This is a genomic window from Mesorhizobium sp. M6A.T.Ce.TU.002.03.1.1 (genome assembly GCF_003997275.1).
Classification (GTDB): Bacteria; Pseudomonadota; Alphaproteobacteria; order Rhizobiales; family Rhizobiaceae; genus Mesorhizobium; species Mesorhizobium mediterraneum.
Map to the genome: position 1 here is coordinate 1 of NZ_RZTI01000098.1, position 22,290 is coordinate 22,290.

A 22,290-nucleotide genomic window follows, 5' to 3' on the forward strand; every position below is an offset into this window, starting at 1 on the left:
CGCCTTGCCGCCCAGATTGGTGACCGCGAAAGTGTCGGAGCCAGCCGGTTCCACGACTTCGATATGGCAGTCGGCGGTGGCGATGTTCGATGCGTTGCGTTCGGCCCCTTCCGGATCGGTCAGGGCTTCGGGGCGGACGCCGAAGATGATCGGCTTGTCGTGGAATGCCGACAGGCCCGACGGCGCATCGGCCAGCGGCAGCGAGATCGGCTCGCGCGCCTCTCGCTGCAGCACCACGGAAAGTGCATTGCCATTGCCGCCGATCGTCGCCGGGATCAGGTTCATGGCCGGTGAACCCATGAAGTCGGCAACGAACAAATTGGTCGGGTTGTTATAGATTTCGGCCGGCGTGCCGAACTGCTGCACCTCGCCGTCGCGCATCACCGCGATCTTGGTGGCCAGCGTCATCGCCTCGATCTGATCGTGGGTAACGTAGACTATCGTTGTGCCGGTGGTCGCGTGCAGGCGCTTGATCTCGATACGCATGTCGACACGCAGCTTGGCGTCGAGATTGGAGAGCGGCTCGTCGAAGAGAAAGAGCTTGGGGTCGCGCACCAGCGCGCGGCCCATGGCAACGCGCTGGCGCTGGCCGCCGGAAAGCTGGCTCGGCTTGCGCTGCAGGAGGTGGCCGATCTGCAGCACCTTCGCCACCTTGTCGATCGCCTTCTGGCGCTCCTGAGCCGGCACGCCGCGCATTTCCATGCCGAAGGCAATGTTTCCGGCGACAGTCATGTTCGGATAGAGCGCATAGCTCTGGAACACCATGGCGATGTCGCGCTTCGAGGGATGGAGATCGTTGATCGTCCGGCCGTCGACGCGGATTTCGCCTTCGGTGATGGTTTCCAGGCCGGCGATGGTGTTGAGCAATGTCGACTTGCCGCAGCCGGACGGGCCGACCAGCACGAGGAAGCCGCCCTTTTCGAGATCGACGTCAATGCCCTTCAGGATTTCGACCGATCCGAACCGCTTCCTCAGCCCATTGATTTCGAGAAAAGCCATTCGATTATCCTTTGACGGCGCCGGCCATCAGGCCGCGCACAAAATAGCGGCCAGCGACCACGTAGACGAGAAGGGTCGGCAGTGCGGCGATCATCGCCGCCGCCATGTTGACGTTGTATTCGACGACGCCGGTCGAGGTGTTGACGACGTTGTTCAGCGCCACGGTCATCGGCATCGCGTCACCGGTGCCGGCATAGGCGGAGGCGAACAGGAAGTCGTTCCAGATGTTGGTGAACTGGTAGATGACGGTGACGACGAAGATCGGCATCGAATTCGGCAGCATGATGCGCCGGAAAATCTGGAAGAAGCTGGCCCCGTCGACCTGCGCCGCCTTGACCAGTTCGGTCGGGAACGCCTCGTAATAGTTGCGGAAGAACAAAGTGGTGAAGCCAAGCCCGTAGACGACGTGGACAAAGACCAGGTTGACCGTCGGGTTGCCCAAGCCGAATGACAGCCCCGTTGCGTTCCGCAACGTCACGCCGAAACGGCCGAGGCTGCCGAGGATCGTCGCCATCGGCAACAGCACCGACTGGAACGGAATGAAGCAGGCAAACAGCATCAGCCCGAACACCAGCGTGTGGCCGCGGAAGCGCCATTTGGTCAGGACATAGCCGTTGAGCGCGCCGAGCAGCGTCGAGATCAGCACCGCCGGAACCACCATCTTGATGGAATTCCAGAAATAGCCCTTGATGCCGGCGCAGGTGAGGCCGACGCAGGTCTCGCCCCAGGCCTTCAGCCATGGCTCGAAGGTCGGCGCCTGCGGCAGCGCCAGCATGTTGCCGTTCTGGATCTCGTCCATGGTCTTGAACGAGGTCACCAGCATGACGAATAGCGGCATCAGGTAGAACAGCGCGAACAGCGCCAGCAGGCCGTAGATGACAACGCGGTTGACGGTCCTGGCGCTGATGCCGCCAGTGCTCTGGCGAGCGGGAGTGGCAATGACGCTCATCGCGGCTTCTCCCTGAGCTCGGAGTAGAGATAGGGCACGATGATCGCGGTGATGGTCATCAGCATGATCACAGCACTGGCTGAGCCGACAGCCATTTCGTTGCGCTTGAAGGTGTACTCATACATGAAGTTCGACGGCAGCCAGGCCGAGCCGCCCGGTCCGCCACTGGTCAGCGCGACGACCAAATCGTAGGACTTGATGGCGAGGTGGGCGAGCACGATGAAGGCCGACAGGAACACCGGCCGCAGCAGCGGGATGACGATCCGGCGATAGAGCTGGAACGTGGTGGCGCCGTCGATCTGCGCCGCCTTCATGATCTCGCCGTCGATGCCACGCAGGCCGGCGAGGAACATCGCCATGATGAACCCCGAGGCCTGCCAGACGCCGGCGATCACCACGGTGTAGATGACGAAATCCTTGTTCTTGATCCAGTCGAAATGGAAGCTCGTCCAGCCCCATTGATGCAGCGTCTGCTCGAGGCCGAGCCCGGGATCGAGGAACCATTTCCAGGCGACGCCGGTGACGATGAAGGACAGCGCCATCGGGTAGAGATAGATCGGGCGCAACATGCCTTCGCCGCGGATCTTTTGGTCCAGCAGGATCGCCAGGAACAAGCCGAGCGCCAGGCAGATGAAGATGTAGAGAAAACCGAAGATGCCCATATTGGTGATCGACGTGTACCAGCTCGATGGCGGGTCGCTCTCGAAGGTCCAGCGCCACAGCCGCTGATAGGCGCGTGACCCTGTAATGGCATAGGACGGGAAGGTCTTGGAGTTGGTGAAGGACAGATAGACCGTCCACAGGATGAAGCCGTAGACGAAGACAACAGTGATCGCAAAGCTTGGCGCCAGCACGAGCTTCGGCAGCGCGTCCTGCAGGCGCGAACGCATGGAGGCACCCGGGCGAGCGTTATGCTCCGGCGTCAGCTTGATCTGGGTCGCGACCGTAGTCATGGGCTCCTCCCGTTTCGAGTCCCTTCACCGCCAGGCGGAAAGGATGACCCCGTCCAGACGGGTGTGATTGGTGAATCGCCGGCGCCAATCGCTTGGCATATCCCGGCGAGATGCCGACCATTTTCGCATGTTGGAGTCTTCCCCGCCGGAGCGGGGAAGGCCTTCCATGCCTGGTTTTACTTGGCGTCTTCGATCGCGTTGACCAGCTGGGTCACGGCCTCGTCCGAGGTCTTGATCTGGCCGTGGACGAATTTCGAGACGACGTCCTTATAGGCATTGGCGACCGCCGGAGGCGCGCCATAGCCTTGCGCGAGCGAACCAAACAGCGTGCCGCCCTCATTGGCGGCCTTCAGGTCGGCCATGCCCTTCTTACCGCAAGCGTCGAAGTCGGTGTCAGGCACGTCGGTGCGGGCCGGGACCGAGCCCTTGACGACGTTGAAGGCCGACTGGAAGCTCTTCGACAAAGTGGCGGTGGCCAAGGCGGCCTGGGCGGCCTTGCGGTCGTCCGGAACATCGAACATGCCGAACATGTCGGAGTTGTAGACCACGCTGCCATCGGTGCCCGGGAAGCGGTAGCACAGGAAGTCGGTGCCCGGGGTCTTCTTGGCGGCGTTGAATTCGCCCTTGGCCCAATCGCCCATGACCTGCACCAAGGCATCGCCCTTGATGACCATGGCGGTGGCGAGGTTCCAATCGCGGCCCGAGAAGTTCGGGTCGACATAGGTGACAAGCTTGGCGAGGTTGTCGAACGACTTCTTCATCGTGTCGGACTTCAGCTGCTCTTCGTCGAGGTCGTTGAAGGCCTTTTTGTAGAACTCAGGTCCGCCGGTCGACAGCACGACCGAATCGAACATGGTGGCCTCCTGCCAGTTCTGGCCGCCGAGCGCGAGCGGGATGACGCCCGCCGCCTTGGCCTTGTCGAGCAGCGCGATGAAGTCGTCGAAGGTCTTGGGCTCGGTGCCGCCGATCTTGTCCATCACGGCCTTGTTGATCCACAGCCAGTTGACCGAGTGGACGTTGACCGGAGCCGCGACCCACTTGCCGTCATAGACCGAGAATTTCTGCAGGGCGGCCGGAACGGACTTGTCCCAGCCTTCCTTTACCGCCGTCTCGGTCAGGTCGCCCATCACGCCGGCTGCGGCATAATCGAGCACGGTATATCCGAGCATCTGCGAGGCGGTCGGGTAATTGCCGGCCGCGACCATCGCCTTCAGCGCGGTCATGGCGGCGTCGCCGCCGCCGCCAGCCACGGGCACGTCCTTCCAGGCAAAGCCTTGCTTGGACAGATCTTCCTTGAGCACGTTCAAAGCAGCCGCTTCGCCGCCCGACGTCCACCAATGCAGCATCTCAACTTCCTTGACGTCTTGGGCGTGGGCCGCGAACGCAAGGCCCGACCCGAGAGCCGTTCCGATAAGCAGTTTGCGCAACATGTACTTCCTCCCTTGTTACATCTACACGACCGGCGGTTGCCCGCCGGGTTCTTCCCAACTCAGCCGACCCACCATCCGGTGCGCTGGCCACGATGAAACTGGATTGTCTTTTCCTCGGTATAATCCTCGACGGCGCGCTTGCCGAGTTCGCGTCCGAGACCGGACTGCTTGTAGCCTCCGAAAGGCAGCTCGGGATAACCTTCCATGAACGTGTTCACCCAAACGGTTCCCGAACGCACATTCCGCGCCACCGACATGCAGGTGTCGATGCTGGCGCTCCACACGCCCGCCGATAAACCATAGGGCGTGTTGTTGGCGATGCGCAACGCCTTTTCAATCGATTCAAAGGTCAGCACTGAGAGCACCGGGCCGAACACTTCCTCGCGTGCAATGGCCATGTCTTCGGTTACGCCGCGAAGAATGGTCGGGTCGAGATATTGACCGGCACTGGAGGCGATCTGCTTGCCGCCGCTATAGACGCTGCTGCCGTCGTTTGCCGCCGCCGTCACGTATCCGGTGACCTTGGCCAGGTGCTCGGAAGAGATCATCGCGCCGACCTTGGTGCCGTCATCGAGTGGATCGCCGACGGTGACCCGGGCGGTGAGCGCCTTCACTGCGCCAAGGAAGTCGTCGGCGATCGCCTCGTGGACGATCAGCCGGCTGCCGGCGTTGCAGCATTCGCCGGCGTTGAAAAAGCCGCCGAACACCGCTGCGTCGGCGGCGGCTTCGAGGTCGGCGTCGGGAAAGACGATCTGGCCGTTCTTGCCGCCGAGCTCCATCGAAACCTTCTTCAGCGTGCTCGCAGCCGATCCCATGGTCATCTTGCCGACCCGAGTGGAGCCGGTGAACGACACCATCTCGACCAGCAGATGGCTGACCATCGCCGCGCCGACATCGGCGCCCAGGCCAGCGAGGATGTTGACGACGCCATCCGGCAAGCCGGCCTGCATCAGGATGTCGCCGAGCACGAAGGTCGAGGCCGAGGTCATCTCGCTCGGCTTGACCACCGCCGTGCAGCCGGCGGCGAGCGCAAACGGCAGTTTCTGGCTGACGATGAGGAACGGAAAATTCCATGGCGTGATGATCGAGACGACGCCGATCGGTTCGCGCAGCACGACGCCCAGCATGGCGTCGCCGAGATTGGCGTAGGTTTCGCCATGCAGCGTGCGGGCAAGGGATGCCGCATAACGCCAGATATCGACGGCGCCGCCGATCTCGCCGCGCGCCTGGGCGATCGGCTTGCCGGATTCCAGCGCGTCGAGCCGGGCGATCTCCTCAAGCCGCGCCTCGATCAGGTCTGCCGCCTTGAGCAGGATCGCGGCGCGCTCGCCGGCCTTCATGCGCGGCCAGGGGCCGGCCTCGAACGCCTTGTGCGCGGCGGTCACCGCCGCCTCGACTTCCGCCGCGCCGGCTTGCGCATAGCGTGAAACCGTGAAGCCATGGCCGGGGCTCTCGCGCTCCAGCGTACGGCCGTCGCGGGCATCGACAAACTTGCCATCGATCAGCAGCCGATAGGTCTTCGGTGCTGCGGATGCCTCGGCGGGCATGGCGATGTCGAGAGGCAAGTTCATGTGAGGTTCCACTTGCATTCTAGGATCTTGAAAACGCTGGTTTCTGCTTGGCCTTGAAAGCGTCGACACCGGCGTTGAGATCGCCGGTTAGAGCGATGAAGCCGCTGGCCAGCGCCTCTGTGGCGGCAGCACTTTCCTCGCCCTCGGCGACCGCGATCATCAGTTTGGCGGCTTCGGTTGCCAACGGGCCGCGCTCGGCGATCTTGCCGGCCCAGGCCTTGGCCTCAGTGAATGCCTTGCCCGTGTCGACCAGCCGATCGATGATGCCTAGAGCGAGTGCTTCGGCCGCCACGAACAGCTCGCCGCCGATTGCCATGCGCCGCACCGTTTGCGCGCCGAAGCGGCGCACCGCGCGCTGCGTGCCGGACCAGCCGGGCACCACGCCGATCGAGGTTTCCGGGAAGCCCAATTTCACCTGCGCCTCGGCGACGCGGAAGTCACAGGCGACCGCCAGTTCCAGCCCGCCGCCCAGCGCATGGCCTGACAGCACGGCGATAGTCGGCTGCCGCAACCGCGCCAGCCGGTCGAAGACGCGATGGCCGTAGCGCACCCATTGCACTTGGAAGTCGGCGGCACTCATTTGCGACCAGGCTTCGACATCTCCACCCGAGCAAAAACCCTTGCCTTCGCCACACAGCAGCACGGCGCGGACGCCATCCGCAGCTTCCGCCGTGTCAAGCGCGGCTTCCAGCGCGCGCAGCATCGGGATGTCGAGCGCGTTGAACTTCTCCGGCCGGCGCAGTGTGACGATGCCGAGGGTGCCATCGGTGTCAAAGGTGACGAGACGTTCAGCCATGTGCGCCTCCGAGCGATGCCCCGCCATTGAGCGACAGGCCGATCGGCCGCTCCCGGTAGAGTGCGTCCGGTGTCACTTTCAGATCGTTGGCGATACCGAGCGGAATCTCGGCCTGCGCCAGTATATCGCGCTGAAGGTCGATGCCCGGTGCCAACTCCGTCACCATCAGCCCAGCGGGCGTCAGCTTCATAACGCAGCGCTCGGTGACATAGGTGATGTCCTGTCCTTGCGCGACCGCGCGCTTGCCCGAAAACGAGATGTGCTCGACCTCGCCGACCACCTTCTTCACCTTGCCTTCGTGATCGATGCGGATGCCGCCATCGGCCAGCGACAGCTTGGCGCCGGCATTGAAGAACCCGGAAAAGACGATCTTCTTCGCCCGCGCGGTGATGTCGACAAAACCGCCCGCGCCGGCGGTGACATGTGGCCTCGCCGAAAGCTTCGACACGTTGACCGAGCCATGGCGGTCGATCTGCAGGAAGGACAGCAATGACGCATCGAAACCGCCGCCCTGGAAGTAGATGAACTGGTGTGGCGAAGGCATGAATGCGTCGGCGTTCGACGAGCAGCCGAACTTGAAGTCGAGCAGCGGCACGCCACCGACCGCGCCCTGTTCGATCACCCAGGTGACCTTGCCGTGCTGGCCTTCCTCGATAAGGATGCGCGGCACGTTGGCCGAGATGCCGAAGCCGATGTTGACGGCCATGCCGTCGGCAAGCTCCATGGCGACGCGCCGCGCGATGACCTTCTGGACACTCATCTCGGCGTTGCGGAACGTCGACAGCGGCCGGAAGATCTCGCCCGAGATCGCCGGGTCGTAGGGTGTCAGCGTCGTCTGCAACTGGTCGGGCGCCACCACGATGTGGTCGACCAGCACACCGGGCACGCGCACGTCATGCGGCTTCAGCGTGCCGTTCTCGACGACGCGCTTGACCTGCGCGATGACGATGCCGCCATTGTTGCGGGCGGCGAGCGCCTGTTCCAGCCCGCCGAGATAGGCGCCCTCATGCTCATAGGTGAGGTTGCCGCGCTCGTCGGCGGTCGTGGCGCGGATGATCGACACATTGGGCACGATCGAGCGGAAATAAAGCCATTCCTCACCGTCGAACTGCTGCACCGAAACGATCGGCTCGCTGGCCGCCGCATTCATGGCGCAGCCCTGATGGCGCGGGTCGGCGAACGTATCGAGGCCGACCTTTGTCAGCACGCCGGGGCGCTTGGCAGCAGCCTCCCGGTGCATGTCGAACAGGATGCCTGAAGGCACATTGTAGGCGGCGACCGAATTGTCGCCGATCATCTTCCAGATCTGCGGCGGCTCCGAGGATGACGGGCCCGAGGGATAGGAGCCGCACAGCGTGCGCTTCAACAGGCCGGGCTTTGCCAGATGGTCGATGCCCTTGATACCGTACATGTCGCCGGCGGCAATCGGGTGCAGCGTCGTGATACCCTTCGGATGGCCTTCCGCCTCGAAGCGCTCACCGATGGCGGCGAGCACCGCATCCGGGCAGCCGAGACCGCTCGACGACGACACGGAAACGACCATGCCGTCCCTGATCAGGCTGGCGGCTTGCGCGGCGGAGACGAGTTTGCTCATCCTGCGCCCTCGAGTTTCGGGTCGACCAGGACTGATTTGCCGGACTTGGCGGATTGCAACGCCGCTTCGGCTGATGTCAGCGACCAGATGCCGTCCTCGCCGGTGGCCGACGGCTGGCCTTCGCCACCGATCGCCGCATGGAACTGGCGCAGGGAACGGACATAGAGGTCGTCGCGATCAAAGCTCAATTCCTCTTCGCCCTTTGCCGTGCGCAGCAGCACCGAGCCGATCGGCTTCTGCGTCATCACATCTTTCGCAATCAGGGAGCCTTCGCGGCCATGCACCTCGAAGCCTGTGCCGGCGAACTTGGTGGTGAAGCCCTCATGCGACTGGGCGATGACGCCCGATCTGAAGCGCCAGATGCACATGGCGCCATCTTCCAGCCCGCTGCCGGCCATGCCCGCGGCCTGCGTGAACGCCGAAACCTCGAGCGGATCGTCGCCGAGCACGAAGCGCAGCGTGTCGGCATCGTGCACGGTGATGTCGAGCACTGCGCCGCCACCGGCTTCCGGCCTGGTGATACGCCAGCCCTGCAGGTTTTCCGGCAGATAGACGGAGTGGAAGACGCGCGCGGCAATCGGTTTGCCGATGCGGCCGGCGGCGATGGCTTCACGCATCGCCCGGTGCGAGCCGGCATTGCGCAGATGATGGTTGGTGCCGAGCACGATGCCGGCTGCCTTGGCTGCGGCGACCATCTTTCGCGCATCGGCGCTGGTCAGCGCGAGCGGCTTTTCGCACAACACATGTTTTCCCGCCTTGATGGCGGCTAAGGCCTGTTCGAGATGCAATTCGTTGGTGGTCGAGATGTAGACGGCGTCGATGTCGGGGCCGAGCAATTCATCGAGCGTCGAGACGGCAAGCGGAATGCCGTTCTCCTTGGCATAGGAAGTGGCGCGATCCGGGCTGGAGCTCATCACCGCCGCGATTTCCCCGTCGGCCTGAGCGCGGATGGCGTTGATCACGAATTGCCTGGCGATCGTGCTTGCGCCGATCAGCCCCCATTTCACGGTCATGCCGCGTCCCCCATTCCCGCACGGCGATCAGGACCGCAACTGTCCCTGACGACGAGGTTGACGGCGCCGATATGATCCTCGGCGCGCGTGGTGCGCGACTGGATCATCTTCAGCATGACATGGGCGGCGCGCTCGCCGAGGCCTGCCGAATCCACCGCGACGCTGGTCAGCGCCGGCATGTAATGCTGGGCTTCGATCACGTCGTCGAAGCCGACGACGGCGAAATCCGCACCGGGCTCGAGCCCGCGCTTGCGCAGCGCCAGCATGACGCCGAAGGCGACCGCATCGTTGAAGCACAGTGCCGCGGTCGGCGGCTCGGCCATCGCGAGGGCCGTCTCCAGACAGGCAATGCCGCCCTTGCGGCTGGTTTCACCTTCGACGACGAGTGTATCGCGTTTGGCGATGCCGAGCGCCTCGCAGGCCTCGCGAAAACCGCCCAGCCGCTCGTGATAGACCACCAGGTCCGATGAGCCGCCGAAGAAGACCAGCCGGCGATGCCCTTTGCCGATCAGATGGGCGGTGGCGAGCCAGGCGCCGCGATGATTGTCGGGCGCGATCACTGGGATGCGGCTTTCGGGAAGGCGGCGCATGGTGAAGACGATCGGAAGGCCCGCCATCTCGATGCGGCGGAAAGCACCTGAGGTCGTGCCGCGCGCCGGCGACACGATCAGCCCGGCGACACCTTGTTCCATCAGCGATTTCAGCACTTCTTCCTGGCGCACCGGGTTCTCCGCCGTGTTGGCGATGAAAGGCACGATGCCCGCCGACTGGAAGACCCGCTCCATGCCGACCGCCATTTCGGCGAAAAAGGGGTTGGTGAGATCGTTGATGACCATGCCGATGACGTTGGAATGAGCCTTGCGCAGATTGGCGGCGCCGCGGTTGTAGACATAGCCGACATCCTCGATCGCCTTGCGAACCCTCAGCGCGGTCTCAGGCCGGATCAGTCCGCTGCCTTGCAGCACGAGCGACACCGTCGACTTGGACACGCCCGCCTCGCGGGCAATGTCGAGTATCGTCGCCTTGGGCCTGCTGGCCATCCAGATCCGTCCTCCCGGTATTTTCTGGTCGAATTATTGGAACGTTCTAATCCCTGTGTTGGATTTGAGTCAATCGGGATTTTTTCCGAGCTAGAAAAACGGGAGCTTAGCGGGTGTAGCCGGTGCTCTTCAAGGGTTTGTCGCTGCGATGCAGCATTCGGCGAGACCGAGATCGGGGACATAAAGGTTCTTGATTTATTGGAACGTTCCATTTATAGGCGCGACCAAGGGAGAGATCTATGGACATTGCCTTGCCCGAAGAGGGCGGTCGCAGCACTCGCTACCGCCTTGTCGGCCAGCCGGCACAGCCGGTGATCGGCGCACGGTTTTCGCGCATCGCCTATGCCGCCGCCCATGTCGTTGCCGATCCCCTCGCGATGACCGATCCGTGGTCCCATCCCGCGGTCGACTGGGAGTGCACGATGGCATTCCGCCATCATCTGTGGCGTCTAGGCTTCCGCATCGCCGAGGCGATGGACACCTCGCAGCGCGGCATGGGTTTCGACTGGGCAAACGCTAGGGAATTGATCCGCCGCTCGATCGCCGAGGCGCGAACCGTCGAGGGCGCCGATCTCGCCTCAGGTGCCGGAACAGACCATCTGGCGCCAGGCGCCGCCAGGACGCTCGACGATGTCATCGCGGCCTATGAGGAGCAGTTCGGTTTCATCGAAGGCCTGGGCGGCAAGGCGATCATGATGGCCAGCCGCGCGCTGGCGACTGTCGCCAAGGGTCCCGACGATTATATCAGCATCTATGACCGCATTCTGTCTCAGGCATCCGGCAAGGTCATCCTGCACTGGCTGGGCGACATGTTCGATCCGGCTCTGAAGGGTTATTGGGGCAGCCATGATTTCGAGACCGCGCTCGACACGGTGGTCGCCATCATCGAACGCCACGCCGGCAAGGTCGAGGGGATCAAGATATCACTGCTCGATGCCGACAAGGAAATCGCGCTCAGGAACCGGCTGCCAGAAGGGGTGATCATGTTCACCGGCGACGATTTCAATTATCCCGAATTGATCGCGGGCGATGGCGAAAGGCACTCGCACGCGCTGCTCGGCATTTTCGACGCCATCGCGCCGGTCGCCAATGCCGCGCTGGCGAAACTGGCCGACGGCGACCGCGCCGGCTATGACGCGATGATGGCGCCGACGGTACCTCTGTCGCGGAAAATCTTCGAGGCGCCGACCGAGTATTACAAGGCCGGTATCGTCCTCATGGCATGGCTGAACGGCCACCAGGAGCATTTTTCGATGGTCGGCGGCATGCAATCGGCGCGCGGCATTTGCCACTATGCCGATGTGTTCCGTCTTGCCGACCAGGCCGGATTGCTGGCCGACCCGGAGCTTGCCATCGCAAGAATGAAGAGCCTGTGTGCCGTGGCGGGCGTCTGATCGCCATCCCACTAGAAGAGTTCGCCCAAATCTCCGATTTGCCTTGTCTGGGCAAATCTGTATGCGGTATGCGTCCGACGCAGGCCCATCCGGCGCGCCGCCGCCAGATGGTCATAGCGGCCGTTTTCTGCATAGGGATACGCCAATGAGTTTCGACCTTCAGGGCAAGCGCGTTTTCGTGGCCGGGCATCGCGGCATGGTCGGCTCCGCCATATTGCGCAGGCTGGCGGGCGGGGACTGCGAGGTCCTGACCGCATCCCGCGATGAACTCGATCTTATGGACCAGGCCGGCGTGCGACGCTGGATGGCTGACCACAGGCCGGATGCGGTGGTGATGGCGGCGGCCAAGGTCGGCGGTATCCTGGCAAACGACAGGTTGCCGGTCGATTTTCTGCAGGACAATCTCATCATGCAGACCAATGTCATCGAGAGCGCCTTTCGCAACGAGGTGCAGAAACTGCTATTTCTCGGTTCGTCCTGCATCTACCCGAAGTTTGCGGCACAGCCGATCTCCGAGGATGCTTTGCTCACCGGTCCGCTCGAGCCCACCAACGAATGGTATGCGATCGCCAAGATCGCTGGACTGAAACTTTGCCAAGCCTATCGGCGCCAATATGGTGTCGAGTACATCTCGGCGATGCCGACCAACCTCTATGGCCCCGGCGACAATTTCGACCTCTCCACCAGCCATGTCGTGCCGGCCCTTATGCGCAAGGCGCACCAGGCCAAGCGCGCCGGCGACAAAACCCTCGAGGTCTGGGGATCGGGCACGCCGATGCGCGAATTCCTGCATGTCGACGACGCCGCCGACGCTCTGGTCTGGCTGCTGACAAACTATTCCGGCGACAGCCATGTCAATGTTGGCTCGGGCGAAGACATCACCATTGCCGAGCTGGCCCGCACCATGCTCTCCGTTGTCGGCGCCGATGCCGTGCTCACATTCGATGCGACCAAGCCGGACGGCACGCCGCGCAAGCTGATGGACGTGTCGCGTCTGTTTGCGACGGGCTGGCGCCCACAGTACTCGCTTCAGAGTGGATTGGAGCAGACCTATGCTTGGTTTCTCCGGCATATCGAGAAGGGCGATCTCCGCCTCGGCGCGGCCTGATCTCAATCGACGCTGATTGCCGCCGGAGATAACCGCCTAGGCGGCCCTGAAGCGCGTCGCAAGGCGCCCGGAAGCGAACGACCGTCGCGGACGTTCCAACTGTCCTTCAATTTTTCTTGTGAACCAATACGGGCCGAGAAGCGACCAAGCACTGCGTTTGCAAAGCGCGGACAATCTTGGAGAGCTTCTCATGTCTATTGCGATACGAAACATCTTTCTTGCTGTCGTTTCAGCTTCGGTGCTGGCGGGTTGTCAAACAACGGTGACGAGAGAGTGCGACAAGTTAAATTCGAAAACGGTCTACAGCGGCAAATGCTGCGGTGCAGGCGACGTGCCGTGCCGGGAAGGCAAGGGGGGAGGCAGGCCGGGAAATACGCCAGACCCAACACCACAATGATCCGATCCGATATCGCCCGTCCTGGTTCGAGCCGGGACGGCTTCCCAAGCTTCGGGCGCGCGCTCTCCGACCCGTTCATGGCTTCTCGCCGGCACTAAAGCGCGTCGCGTTTGAACGGATTCATGCGACGCGCTTTAAGTTCTTGTTTTTATGCATGTCGTTATCGCAAAACCGCTGCGCACTTTTGCGCGACATGCATTAGCCGGACGCGACGATCGGATTTGAACCCGAGGCGAAAGCGAAGCAGTTATGAGAGATGGACTGTAGTTCGGATGGTGGGCGTGACAGGGATTGAACCTGTGACCCCTGCAATGTCAATGCAGTGCTCTCCCGCTGAGCTACACGCCCATCCGAAGCCGCGCATACACCACTTTTGGTCCATCGCGTCAATAGTGGGAAAAGGGAAAGAATGCCCGGTCTGTCTCGTCGATCAAGATGCGCCTAAAAGCGTGTCAGGCTGCCTGCAGCATCTTCTCGACCTCGTTGACGAGGTCGCGCAGGTGGAACGGCTTGGACAGCACCTTGGCGTCTTTCGGCGCCTTGGAATCGGGATTGAGCGCAACGGCGGCGAAGCCGGTGATGAACATGACCTTGAGGTCGGGATCGATCTCGGTGGCGCGGCGGGCGAGTTCTATGCCGTCCATCTCCGGCATGACGATATCGGTCAGGAGCAGTGAGAAGGGCTCTTCGCGCAGCCGCTCATAGGCGCTGGCGCCATTGTCGAAATCGCTGACCTGGTAGCCGGCACGCTCCAGCGCCTTGACGAGGAACCGGCGCATGTCGTCGTCGTCTTCCGCCAGTAGAATGCGTGCCATCTTATCCCGTCCGAATCACCCACCCGAGACTGCCGTGGGGCAGCCCGTTAACCATCCTGTATATGAGGAGGTGACGGTAAACATCAAGTGAACGATGAAGAGCCCAATCCGCATTTAACAAAGCGGTTCAGCCGCCGAAATGCTGGACATGCGGCCGGCGAGGTGGCACTTTCCAATCATGATGCATTGGTTTTTTTGGGTTCGTTCAAATTGAAAACGGCAGCCGAAGATTTTTCGGTCGTTCCAGCCTTCGAAATCCGGTCGGGCGCCGAACAGCGCGTTCCCTTCCTCTTCAACTCGCCGCATAGCGGCCGCCACTATCCGGACCGGTTCCTGGCCATGGCAAGGCTGGACCGAAACGCCATCCGCCGGTCCGAGGATTGCTACGTCGACGAATTGTTCGGTGGCGCCGTTGCGCTCGGCGCGCCGATGCTGGCGGCAAACTTCCCGCGCGCCTATCTCGACGTCAACCGGGAGCCTTGGGAACTCGACCCGCGCATGTTCGCCGAGCCCGTGCCGTCCTTCTGCAACATCCGCTCGGCGCGCGTGGCCGGCGGGCTTGGCACCGTGCCCAAGTTGGTGGGAGAGGGGCTCGACATCTATGCCGGCCGCTTGCCACTGGCGGAAGCCGTCGCGCGGATCGAGGCTGTCTACAAGCCTTATCACGAGACGCTGAAACGGCTTCTGACCAGGACCCATGCACGGTTCGGCTTTGCCGTGCTGATCGATTGCCACTCGATGCCGGCGAGCATCAGGGTCGGTGACAGCGGTCTCAGGCCGGATTTTATCGTTGGCGATCGTTTCGGCATGTCCGCCTCGGCAGCGTTGACCGAGACGGCGATCGGCCTGCTCATCGGCATGGGCTATACCGTGGCCCATAACAAGCCTTACGCCGGAGGCTTCATCACCGAGCATTACGGCCGCCCCGTGCGCCATCTCCATGCACTGCAAATCGAGGTCAATCGCGGACTCTACATGAACGAGCGGACGTTCCAGAAATCCGCCGGCTTCGATGCGCTCGCCGACGATCTGGCGCAATTCTCGGCCGACCTGATGGCGATGCCCGATCACGATTTTATCGATCTGCCGCTTGCCGCCGAATGATGCCAAAAATCGGAATCGATTTTTGCAAAGGATTCTGCGCCAAATAAAGAGATCTTGTGCCAGATAAAGGCGTCAGCGTGCGGGTCGGGAAAGGCGCGTGTGCGCTGGATGCCGCGCTGAAAAAAAGACCGCATCGTTTGCACGACACGGTCGAAGTCTAGGGAGGAAACGCCCAAGGAGGGCATGGACAGGAAAACCTGTCCGAGAACAAATCTATTGTGCGCTGCACAAATGTCAAGCCGCCGAAAGGCGTTTTTAATTCACTGTGATGTGGAAATCGTATTTCGAGGGCGCCAGCGTTGCATTCGAGCAACAGTCGTCGATGCGCAAAAATCCTCGCACGCCCTTGTTTTGGCGGAAAACCACAGGCAAACGACGGTTCCAGCACGCTGCAACGCGGGAGAATCAGTTGGACATCAGCATCGATTTCATGCGGCGCATTGCGCTTGCCGCCGCAGCCGAAACCTTGCCGCGCTTCCGCAGCCAGGGCGCGGTCGCCAACAAGGAGCAAGGCAGCTTCGACCCGGTCACCGAGGCCGACCGCGAGGCTGAGCGAGTCATCCGGGCGCTGATATCAGCGGAATATCCCGATCATGGCATCCTCGGCGAGGAGCATGGCAGCGAGAACATTTCCAGCAGGCATATCTGGGTGATCGATCCGATCGACGGGACGCGCGCCTTCATTTCCGGCCTGCCGGTGTGGGGAACGCTGGTCGGGCTGACGGTCGACGGCGATGCCGTCGCCGGCATGATGTCGCAACCATTCACCGGCGAGCTTTTCTACGCCAACGCTTCCGGTGCTCATTATGAAGGTCCGAGCGGGCCGCGGAGGCTGACGACACGCAAGACGACAAGCCTTGCCGAGGCGACGCTGTTCACCACGACGCCGGCACTGTTCAAGGGAGACGCGCGCCTGCGCTACGACCTGTTCGAAAAACGGGTCCAGCTCGCGCGCTACGGCACCGACTGCTATGCTTTCGCCATGGTCGCGGCGGGAAGCGTCGACATCGTCGCCGACCCCGGATTGAAACCCTACGATATCGTCGCGCTGATCCCGATCATCGAGAAGGCCGGCGGCGTCGTCACCACCTTCGAAGGCGGACCGGCGGAAGGTGGCGGCGACATCCTGGCTGCGGCAACGCCGGAGCTTCACGCCGCCGCGATGGCCGCGCTGCGTGGCTGAGCCAGCTGGGCAGTTGGCCATTGCGGCCCAAGGCGCCCAGGCTAGTCCAAGCTCCTGACAGGAGGATGTCAGGAACTCTCTGCTATGGAGATACTGTCACGGGAGGGGTTCACATGCCGACGCAATCAACAACCAGCCGTTCCGAAGATGCTCCGGCAGACGGCCGGGCCGACTTCGATTTCTTCTTCGGACGCTGGAACGTCGGCCATCGAAGGTTGCAGAAGCGCCTGCAAAGTGACACGAACTGGGACGTGTTTGGCGGGACATGCGAAGTGCACTCGATCCTTGGCGGCCTCGGCAATTTCGACGACAATGTCATTGAATTGCCCGGCGGCGCCTATCGCGCCGCCACGCTGCGGACGTTCGATCCTGCGGCGAGACAATGGTCGATCTGGTGGATCGACGGCCGCAATCCGGCGACCATCGATATCCCGATGCGCGGCGCCTTCGAGGCAGGCATCGGCACATTCCTGTGCGAAGACGTATTCGACGGCCGCCCGATCCAGGTTCGCTTCCTCTGGTCGCGGATCACTGAAAACTCGGCGCGCTGGGAGCAGGCTTTTTCACCGGATGGCGGTAAGAACTGGGAGACCAACTGGATCATGGATTTCGCTCGCCAGGCGTAAAGCCAAGAGACGCGGCGTTCCAATCAGGCCGCGTCGTCGCTTCCCGGGATGAAGGCATCGAAGGCGGCAAGGAACTGCTCGCGATAGAAGTCGGCTTCCTGCAATATTTCATGGCGCGCGCCATCGATCACTAGCAGCGAACCGAGGCGCAGACGTCGGGTGTAGGTTTCCACCGCCTTGGTCGAGACGACTTGGTCGGCGCCAGCGGCGATCACCAGCAAGGGAACCTGGATCCTGGCGATGAAGTCGGGATCGCTGATGGCCTCGGACGCCTCCGCCGCCGCTTTCAGCCAGCGGATCGTCGGGCCGCCGAGCGCCAGTTGCGGGTAGGTCTCGTAGATAAGCGTGTTGCGCCGATACCGCTCCGGATCTGATGTCACCATGTTGGCGGCAAAGGGTATGGTTTTCCTGGGCCGCGGACCCCAGGCGGCATAAAGCTTGCCAAGGCCCAGCAGACAGAACAGCGAGCAGACGCGGCGAACGGTGGTTATCGAAACCGGCAGGTCGGGCACGGTTAGGAATGGGGCGATCAGCACCATGCGCCGTACGCGATTCACCATTGACGGCGCAGCAAGCAGCGTGATCACCGCCCCAGCCGAATGGGCCAATATGTAGTACGGCCCCCGGCAGTCGGGCAGCACGATCTCCTCGAAGAACTGTTCCAGGTCGCTGGTATAGTCGAAGAAGCTGCGGACATAGCCGCGCTCGCGGTCGCCGATCAGCCGGTCGGACCCGCCCTGGCCGCGCCAGTCGAGGGTGGCAATGCCGAAGCCGCGGTCGGCAAGATTGCGGATGGTCTCGAAATATTTTTCAATGCACTCGTTGCGGCCGGTCAGAACGACCACGGTGCCCTTCATCGGGCGCGCAACGGCGGGAAAGAGGCCATAGCGGATATTCTTGCCGTCGCGCGTTGTGAAGAAACCACCTACCGCATTTTCCGGCAGCGGATTGCCCGGAATTTCGCGGAAGTGGGGAATTTCGTTGAAGAGGTCCATTCGGCGCTGCGTTTGTGAGTCGCTGCCTGCATGGCGCAAGCTTTGGTAGGCATAGACGCCCATGCATCAAAAGCAAAGGAATTCTGGACGCGTTGGAAGGGCTGAACGGGGCAGCCAGCGAGTGAGGCCGGAAGCAGCTTGCGGCGTGCCTCCGGCCTCTGTCGATCCGGGAGGAAGGGACGTTACACCCGGTCGGCCTCGTTGCGGCACCTCGCGCACAACCCCAAAAATCGGACCCGATTTTCGCTGGGGATCATGCGCAATCAAAGTGTTACAGCGTGCTTTGCGTGTCCGAGAGGACGCGCGGCGCCGTAACCGCCGCCTGTTCCTTGATCCTGGAAGCAGTCTAGCGCCGCCTAGCTGAACGTCCGCCGAAGCCCCGGTTCATCTGCCGTTCATCGAGAAATCTTGAAATGCTTTCACGTGTTCCCCAAATGTCTGTTGCGGCCGCCAATGTCGGGGCCGCTGGCCTATCCGGAACGCCGTTACGGGTTTCGCACCGGCCATACGCAAACCTTGTTGCTCAACAGGAGAACACACTATGCGTCACGTTGATTTTTCCCCGCTCTATCGTTCGACCGTCGGTTTCGACCGGCTGTTCACGATGCTCGATTCGCTTGCGCAGCCTGAAAGCGCGCAGACCTACCCGCCCTACAATATCGAGCGCACGGCTGAGGATTCCTACCGAATCTCGATGGCCGTCGCCGGGTTCTCGGACGACGAGCTCTCGATCGAAGCTCACCGCAATGTGCTGACCGTCAAGGGTGAGCGCAAGGAAGAGGGCAATGGCGAAGACTCCGAACTGCTCTATCGCGGTATCGCCAGCCGGGCCTTTGAGCGCCGCTTCCAGCTTGCCGACCATGTTGAAGTCGTCGGTGCCTCACTGAAGAACGGCCTGCTCTTCGTCGATCTCAAGCGAAACATTCCCGAGGAGCTGAAGCCCCGCAAGATCGCGATCACCGCGTCTTCGGCGAAGGCCAAGCAGATCGAAGCCAAGACCGCCGCGTAGCTGCGTCACACATACGATCTCAGGGACGAAGGGCGGCGCTTGGCGCCGCCCTTTTTGTTGGTGAATGAGGTGCTGCTATCCAGCAATTAGCCGGCCAAAGCGGTCGACCTCTTCGGCTGTGGTCGCGAAGCTGGTGACGAAACGGTAGAGCGCCTCGTCCTCGCTGATATGGCCGTCGAAGTCATGCGGCTTGTGCCAATCGTAGAAAGCGGCGCCGGCCATTTGCGCCTTTTCAGCCTCGGCCTTTTTCATCACCGCGAAGACCTCGTTCGCTTGCGGCAGCCAGGCCAGACGCGCCGACGGGGAGTCCTCGATCGCTGCCGCCAGGCGCGCTGCCTTGGAGTTGGCGTGCCGGGCCGTGTCGAGCCACAGGCCGTCCTTGAAATAAGCTTCGAACTGCGCAGCGACGAAGCGCGATTTCGAGAACAATTGCGCCGCGCGCTTGCGCAGGAAGGCCAGTTCCCTGGCGCGGTCCAGATCGAACAGCACGACAGCCTCGGCGCACCAGCAGCCGTTCTTGGTGCCGCCGAAGGAGAGGATGTCGACGCCGCGCTTCCACGTCATCTCTGCCGGCGTCGTCTCGAGTGCGACCAGCGCATTGGCGAAGCGGGCGCCATCCATGTGCAGCGGCAATTTGTGATGCTTGGCGATCGCTGAAATCCTGGCGATCTCGTTGAGCGAATAGATGGTGCCGACCTCGGTCGACTGGGTGATCGACACCGCCATCGGACGCCCGGAATGGACGATTTCAGGCGCGAACCGGTCCACCGCCGCTTCCAGCTTGTTCGGATCGATCTTGCCCAGCGCGCCGTCGACGGCATAGAGCCGTGAGCCGCCGGTAAAGTATTCCGGTGCGCCGCATTCATCCTCGATGACATGCGATTCGCGATGGCAGAAGGAAATGCCGCCTGATTTGTTGTAGGTGGTCAGCGACAGCGAATTGGCGGCGGTGCCGGTCGCCACGAAAAACACCGCGACATCGCGCTCGAAAATTTCGTTGAAGCGCTGGTAGACGGCCTGGTCGAGGGCGCCGTCGCCATAGGCGGTGGAAAAGCCGCCGGCATGGGCCGATAGCCCCGCAGCGATGCTGGGATGGGCGCCTGCCCAATTGTCGGAAGCGAAATTCATGCGTTTGCCTGTGCTGGGAAAATCCATGCAACCTTGGCCGCTTTCGCATCCTGCTCGCAAGTGCCAAGTGCCGGAAAACCGGTAAAGCCAGGGAGAGACGACGGTGGAGATAAACGACCGAAGGTTACGTGCTGATATGGCTATGCGTAATTTTCTGTCGTGGAATGTCCAAGATTTTCATGAATCGGTCTTGTGCGCGTCCGGGATTTCTGTCATAAAAAATTTAGGACAGTAGTGCTGTCTTATTTTGTCGCACACATCTGGCTGGATTGGCGTATCATTGGGCCTCTCCGGCCGTTGCCGTGAGCGACAGGTAGACAGCCTGGCTCTGGCCTGTACGATTACCGGATGCGAACCAGGTCGCCTGGTCCGCAAGGATTTCGCAAGACGTGCCGCAAGGAAGAAGGGGGAGCCAAGCGCTTCCCGACGCAAACCAGCGCCCTAAGGGCTGGGAATGGAGGACAGGATGATGACGGAAATGACGCCATCTGCGACGAACGGCCCGGCCGCGCAGACGAAAGCGCCAGCCGTCAAAAATCCGTCTCTGACCAATATCGGGCGAACCCATACCGGCTTTGCCGCGCAAGGCCTTTACGATCCGCGCAATGAGCACGATGCCTGCGGCGTCGGCTTCATCGTCAACATGAAGGGCGTGAAGTCGCATCAGATCGTCAAGGACGGGCTCGCTGTGCTCGAGAACCTGACGCATCGCGGCGCCGTCGGCGCCGATCCGCTGATGGGCGACGGCGCCGGCGTGCTGGTGCAGCTTCCCGACCGCTTCTTCCGCGAGGAGATGGCCAGCCAAGGCGTCGAATTGCCCAAGCCCGGCCACTACGCCGTCGGCCATGTGTTCATGCCGCGCCATCCTGAGCTTCAGGCGCACATCGAAGGCATTATCGCCGAGGTGGCGCAGCTCGAAGGCCAGCCACTGCTCGGCTTTCGCGATGTTCCGGTCGACAACTCGTCGCTGTCCAAGGCGCCGGACATCGCGGCTTCCGAACCGATCCAGCGGCAGGTATTCCTGGGCCGCGGCGCCGAGATCGAGAGCGACGACGATTACGAGCGGCGGCTCTACATCCTGCGCAAGGTCATTTCCGGTCGCATCCATGAGGAGACCAAGGGCGTCGACAATGGCTTCTACGTCGTGTCGATGTCGTCGCGGACCATCGTCTACAAGGGCATGTTCCTGGCCTATCAGGTGGGCGCCTATTACAAGGACCTGACCGATCCGCGCTTCGAGACGGCGCTGATCCTGGTCCACCAGCGTTTCTCGACCAACACCTTCCCGTCGTGGAAGCTGGCGCATCCTTATCGCATGGTCGCCCACAATGGCGAGATCAACACGCTGCGCGGCAACGTCAACTGGATGGCGGCGCGGCAGGCCTCGGTCGATTCCGAACTGTTCGGCAACGACATCTCCAAGCTGTGGCCGATCTCCTATGAGGGGCAGTCGGACACCGCCTGTTTCGACAATGCGCTCGAATTCCTGACGCAGGGCGGCTACTCGCTCGCCCATGCGATGATGATGCTGATCCCGGAAGCCTGGGCCGGCAACAAGTTGATGGACCAAGACCGCAAGGCTTTTTACGAATACCACGCGGCCCTGATGGAGCCGTGGGACGGGCCGGCGGCGGTGGCCTTCACCGACGGACGCCAGATCGGCGCCACACTCGACCGCAACGGGCTGCGCCCGGCGCGCTACATCGTCACCGACGACGATCGCGTCATCATGGCCTCGGAAGCCGGCGTCCTGCCGGTGCCGGAGGAAAGGATCGTCAAGAAGTGGCGGCTGCAGCCAGGCCGCATGCTTTTGATCGACCTGGAGAAGGGCCGCATCGTTTCCGACGAGGAGATCAAGTCGGAGATCGCAACCAGGCATCCCTACAAAAGCTGGCTCGCCAACACCCAGCTCATCCTCGAAGACCTGAAGCCGGTCGAGCCGCGCGCGCTGCGCAGGGACGTTTCGCTGCTCGACCGCCAGCAGGCGTTCGGCTACAGCCAGGAAGACACCAAGCTGTTGATGTCGCCGATGGCGACGACGGGCCAGGAAGCGGTCGGCTCGATGGGCACCGACACGCCGATCTCGGCGATGTCGGACAGATCGAAGCTGCTCTACACTTATTTCAAGCAGAACTTTGCCCAGGTCACCAATCCGCCGATCGACCCGATCCGCGAGGAGCTGGTGA

General features: G+C 62.3%; 19 protein-coding genes and 1 tRNA gene. 7 read left to right on the forward strand and 13 right to left on the reverse strand.

Annotated elements, in window-relative coordinates; all coding sequences use genetic code 11:
• The 9 genes from EOC93_RS24010 to EOC93_RS24050 all read right to left on the reverse strand — a co-directional run.
• The coding region (locus tag EOC93_RS24010) for an ABC transporter ATP-binding protein (RefSeq protein ID WP_164759258.1) at positions 1 to 999 on the reverse strand (999 nt) is incomplete at its 3' end.
• A 4-nt stretch (positions 1,000 to 1,003) separates the two neighbouring features.
• Positions 1,004 to 1,948 carry a carbohydrate ABC transporter permease gene (locus EOC93_RS24015; protein ID WP_095484050.1) on the reverse strand — a complete coding sequence of 315 codons (945 nt, stop codon included), beginning with the start codon at positions 1,946 to 1,948 and terminating at the stop codon, positions 1,004 to 1,006.
• Positions 1,945 to 2,901, reverse strand: coding sequence for a sugar ABC transporter permease (locus EOC93_RS24020; RefSeq protein ID WP_095484051.1), 957 nt, complete (start codon positions 2,899 to 2,901; stop codon positions 1,945 to 1,947). Before EOC93_RS24020 ends, EOC93_RS24015 begins: the two co-directional genes overlap by 4 nt.
• A 176-nt stretch (positions 2,902 to 3,077) precedes the next feature.
• Positions 3,078 to 4,331 (reverse strand): ABC transporter substrate-binding protein, encoded by a 1,254-nt coding sequence (locus tag EOC93_RS24025; RefSeq protein WP_095484052.1) that lies wholly within the window; start codon positions 4,329 to 4,331, stop codon positions 3,078 to 3,080.
• A 59-nt stretch (positions 4,332 to 4,390) separates the two neighbouring features.
• The gene (locus EOC93_RS24030; RefSeq protein WP_127205833.1) at positions 4,391 to 5,902 is read right to left on the reverse strand and encodes an aldehyde dehydrogenase family protein; all 1,512 of its coding nucleotides are present in this window, start codon (positions 5,900 to 5,902) and stop codon (positions 4,391 to 4,393) included.
• A gap of 19 nt (positions 5,903 to 5,921) precedes the next feature.
• On the reverse strand, positions 5,922 to 6,698 hold the full coding sequence (locus EOC93_RS24035; protein ID WP_095484054.1) for an enoyl-CoA hydratase/isomerase family protein: 777 nt from the start codon (positions 6,696 to 6,698) through the stop codon (positions 5,922 to 5,924).
• A complete protein-coding gene (locus EOC93_RS24040) occupies positions 6,691 to 8,292 on the reverse strand; it encodes an acyl CoA:acetate/3-ketoacid CoA transferase (RefSeq protein WP_095484055.1) in 1,602 nt (533 codons plus the stop codon). Before EOC93_RS24040 ends, EOC93_RS24035 begins: the two co-directional genes overlap by 8 nt.
• Positions 8,289 to 9,305 (reverse strand): Gfo/Idh/MocA family oxidoreductase, encoded by a 1,017-nt coding sequence (locus EOC93_RS24045; protein ID WP_127205834.1) that lies wholly within the window; start codon positions 9,303 to 9,305, stop codon positions 8,289 to 8,291. The genes EOC93_RS24040 and EOC93_RS24045 overlap by 4 nt, the downstream gene beginning before the upstream one ends.
• A complete protein-coding gene (locus EOC93_RS24050) occupies positions 9,302 to 10,345 on the reverse strand; it encodes a LacI family DNA-binding transcriptional regulator (RefSeq protein WP_095484057.1) in 1,044 nt (347 codons plus the stop codon). The genes EOC93_RS24045 and EOC93_RS24050 overlap by 4 nt, the downstream gene beginning before the upstream one ends.
• 239 nt (positions 10,346 to 10,584) lie before the next feature.
• Here EOC93_RS24050 and EOC93_RS24055 point away from each other — a divergent pair, with 239 nt between their 5' ends.
• Both EOC93_RS24055 and EOC93_RS24060 read left to right on the forward strand, forming a co-directional pair.
• Positions 10,585 to 11,739, forward strand: a complete 1,155-nt coding sequence (locus tag EOC93_RS24055) for a dihydrodipicolinate synthase family protein (protein WP_127205835.1) — start codon at positions 10,585 to 10,587, stop codon at positions 11,737 to 11,739.
• Between the two features lie 145 nt (positions 11,740 to 11,884).
• Positions 11,885 to 12,847: a GDP-L-fucose synthase gene (locus EOC93_RS24060; protein ID WP_127205836.1), complete on the forward strand. Its 963-nt coding sequence runs from the start codon at positions 11,885 to 11,887 to the stop codon at positions 12,845 to 12,847.
• A gap of 670 nt (positions 12,848 to 13,517) precedes the next feature.
• Here EOC93_RS24060 and EOC93_RS24070 read toward each other — a convergent pair.
• Positions 13,518 to 13,592, reverse strand: a tRNA-Val gene (locus tag EOC93_RS24070).
• A 104-nt stretch (positions 13,593 to 13,696) separates the two neighbouring features.
• On the reverse strand, positions 13,697 to 14,059 hold the full coding sequence (locus EOC93_RS24075; RefSeq protein WP_006199474.1) for a response regulator: 363 nt from the start codon (positions 14,057 to 14,059) through the stop codon (positions 13,697 to 13,699).
• A 162-nt stretch (positions 14,060 to 14,221) separates the two neighbouring features.
• Between EOC93_RS24075 and EOC93_RS24080 the strand changes: the two genes are divergently transcribed.
• The 3 genes from EOC93_RS24080 to EOC93_RS24090 all read left to right on the forward strand — a co-directional run bounded on the left by EOC93_RS24080 (position 14,222) and on the right by EOC93_RS24090 (position 16,972).
• Positions 14,222 to 15,163 carry an N-formylglutamate amidohydrolase gene (locus EOC93_RS24080; RefSeq protein ID WP_095484227.1) on the forward strand — a complete coding sequence of 314 codons (942 nt, stop codon included), beginning with the start codon at positions 14,222 to 14,224 and terminating at the stop codon, positions 15,161 to 15,163.
• Between the two features lie 409 nt (positions 15,164 to 15,572).
• The gene (hisN, locus tag EOC93_RS24085; RefSeq protein WP_127205837.1) at positions 15,573 to 16,346 is read left to right on the forward strand and encodes a histidinol-phosphatase; all 774 of its coding nucleotides are present in this window, start codon (positions 15,573 to 15,575) and stop codon (positions 16,344 to 16,346) included.
• A 113-nt stretch (positions 16,347 to 16,459) separates the two neighbouring features.
• Positions 16,460 to 16,972 (forward strand): DUF1579 domain-containing protein, encoded by a 513-nt coding sequence (locus EOC93_RS24090; RefSeq protein ID WP_127205838.1) that lies wholly within the window; start codon positions 16,460 to 16,462, stop codon positions 16,970 to 16,972.
• A 23-nt stretch (positions 16,973 to 16,995) separates the two neighbouring features.
• Here the strand turns inward: EOC93_RS24090 and EOC93_RS24095 are convergent, their stop codons facing one another.
• Positions 16,996 to 17,967 carry an alpha/beta hydrolase gene (locus tag EOC93_RS24095; protein WP_127205839.1) on the reverse strand — a complete coding sequence of 324 codons (972 nt, stop codon included), beginning with the start codon at positions 17,965 to 17,967 and terminating at the stop codon, positions 16,996 to 16,998.
• Between the two features lie 541 nt (positions 17,968 to 18,508).
• On the opposite strand from EOC93_RS24095, the gene EOC93_RS24100 reads away from it, so the two are divergent.
• Complete coding sequence (locus EOC93_RS24100; RefSeq protein ID WP_127205840.1) at positions 18,509 to 18,976, forward strand: Hsp20 family protein; 468 nt, start codon at positions 18,509 to 18,511, stop codon at positions 18,974 to 18,976.
• A gap of 75 nt (positions 18,977 to 19,051) precedes the next feature.
• Here the strand turns inward: EOC93_RS24100 and EOC93_RS24105 are convergent, their stop codons facing one another.
• Complete coding sequence (locus tag EOC93_RS24105; protein WP_127205841.1) at positions 19,052 to 20,104, reverse strand: low specificity L-threonine aldolase; 1,053 nt, start codon at positions 20,102 to 20,104, stop codon at positions 19,052 to 19,054.
• Positions 20,105 to 20,573: 469 nt separating this feature from the next.
• Here EOC93_RS24105 and EOC93_RS24110 point away from each other — a divergent pair.
• The coding region (locus EOC93_RS24110) for a glutamate synthase central domain-containing protein (RefSeq protein WP_281033158.1) at positions 20,574 to 22,290 on the forward strand (1,717 nt) is incomplete at its 3' end.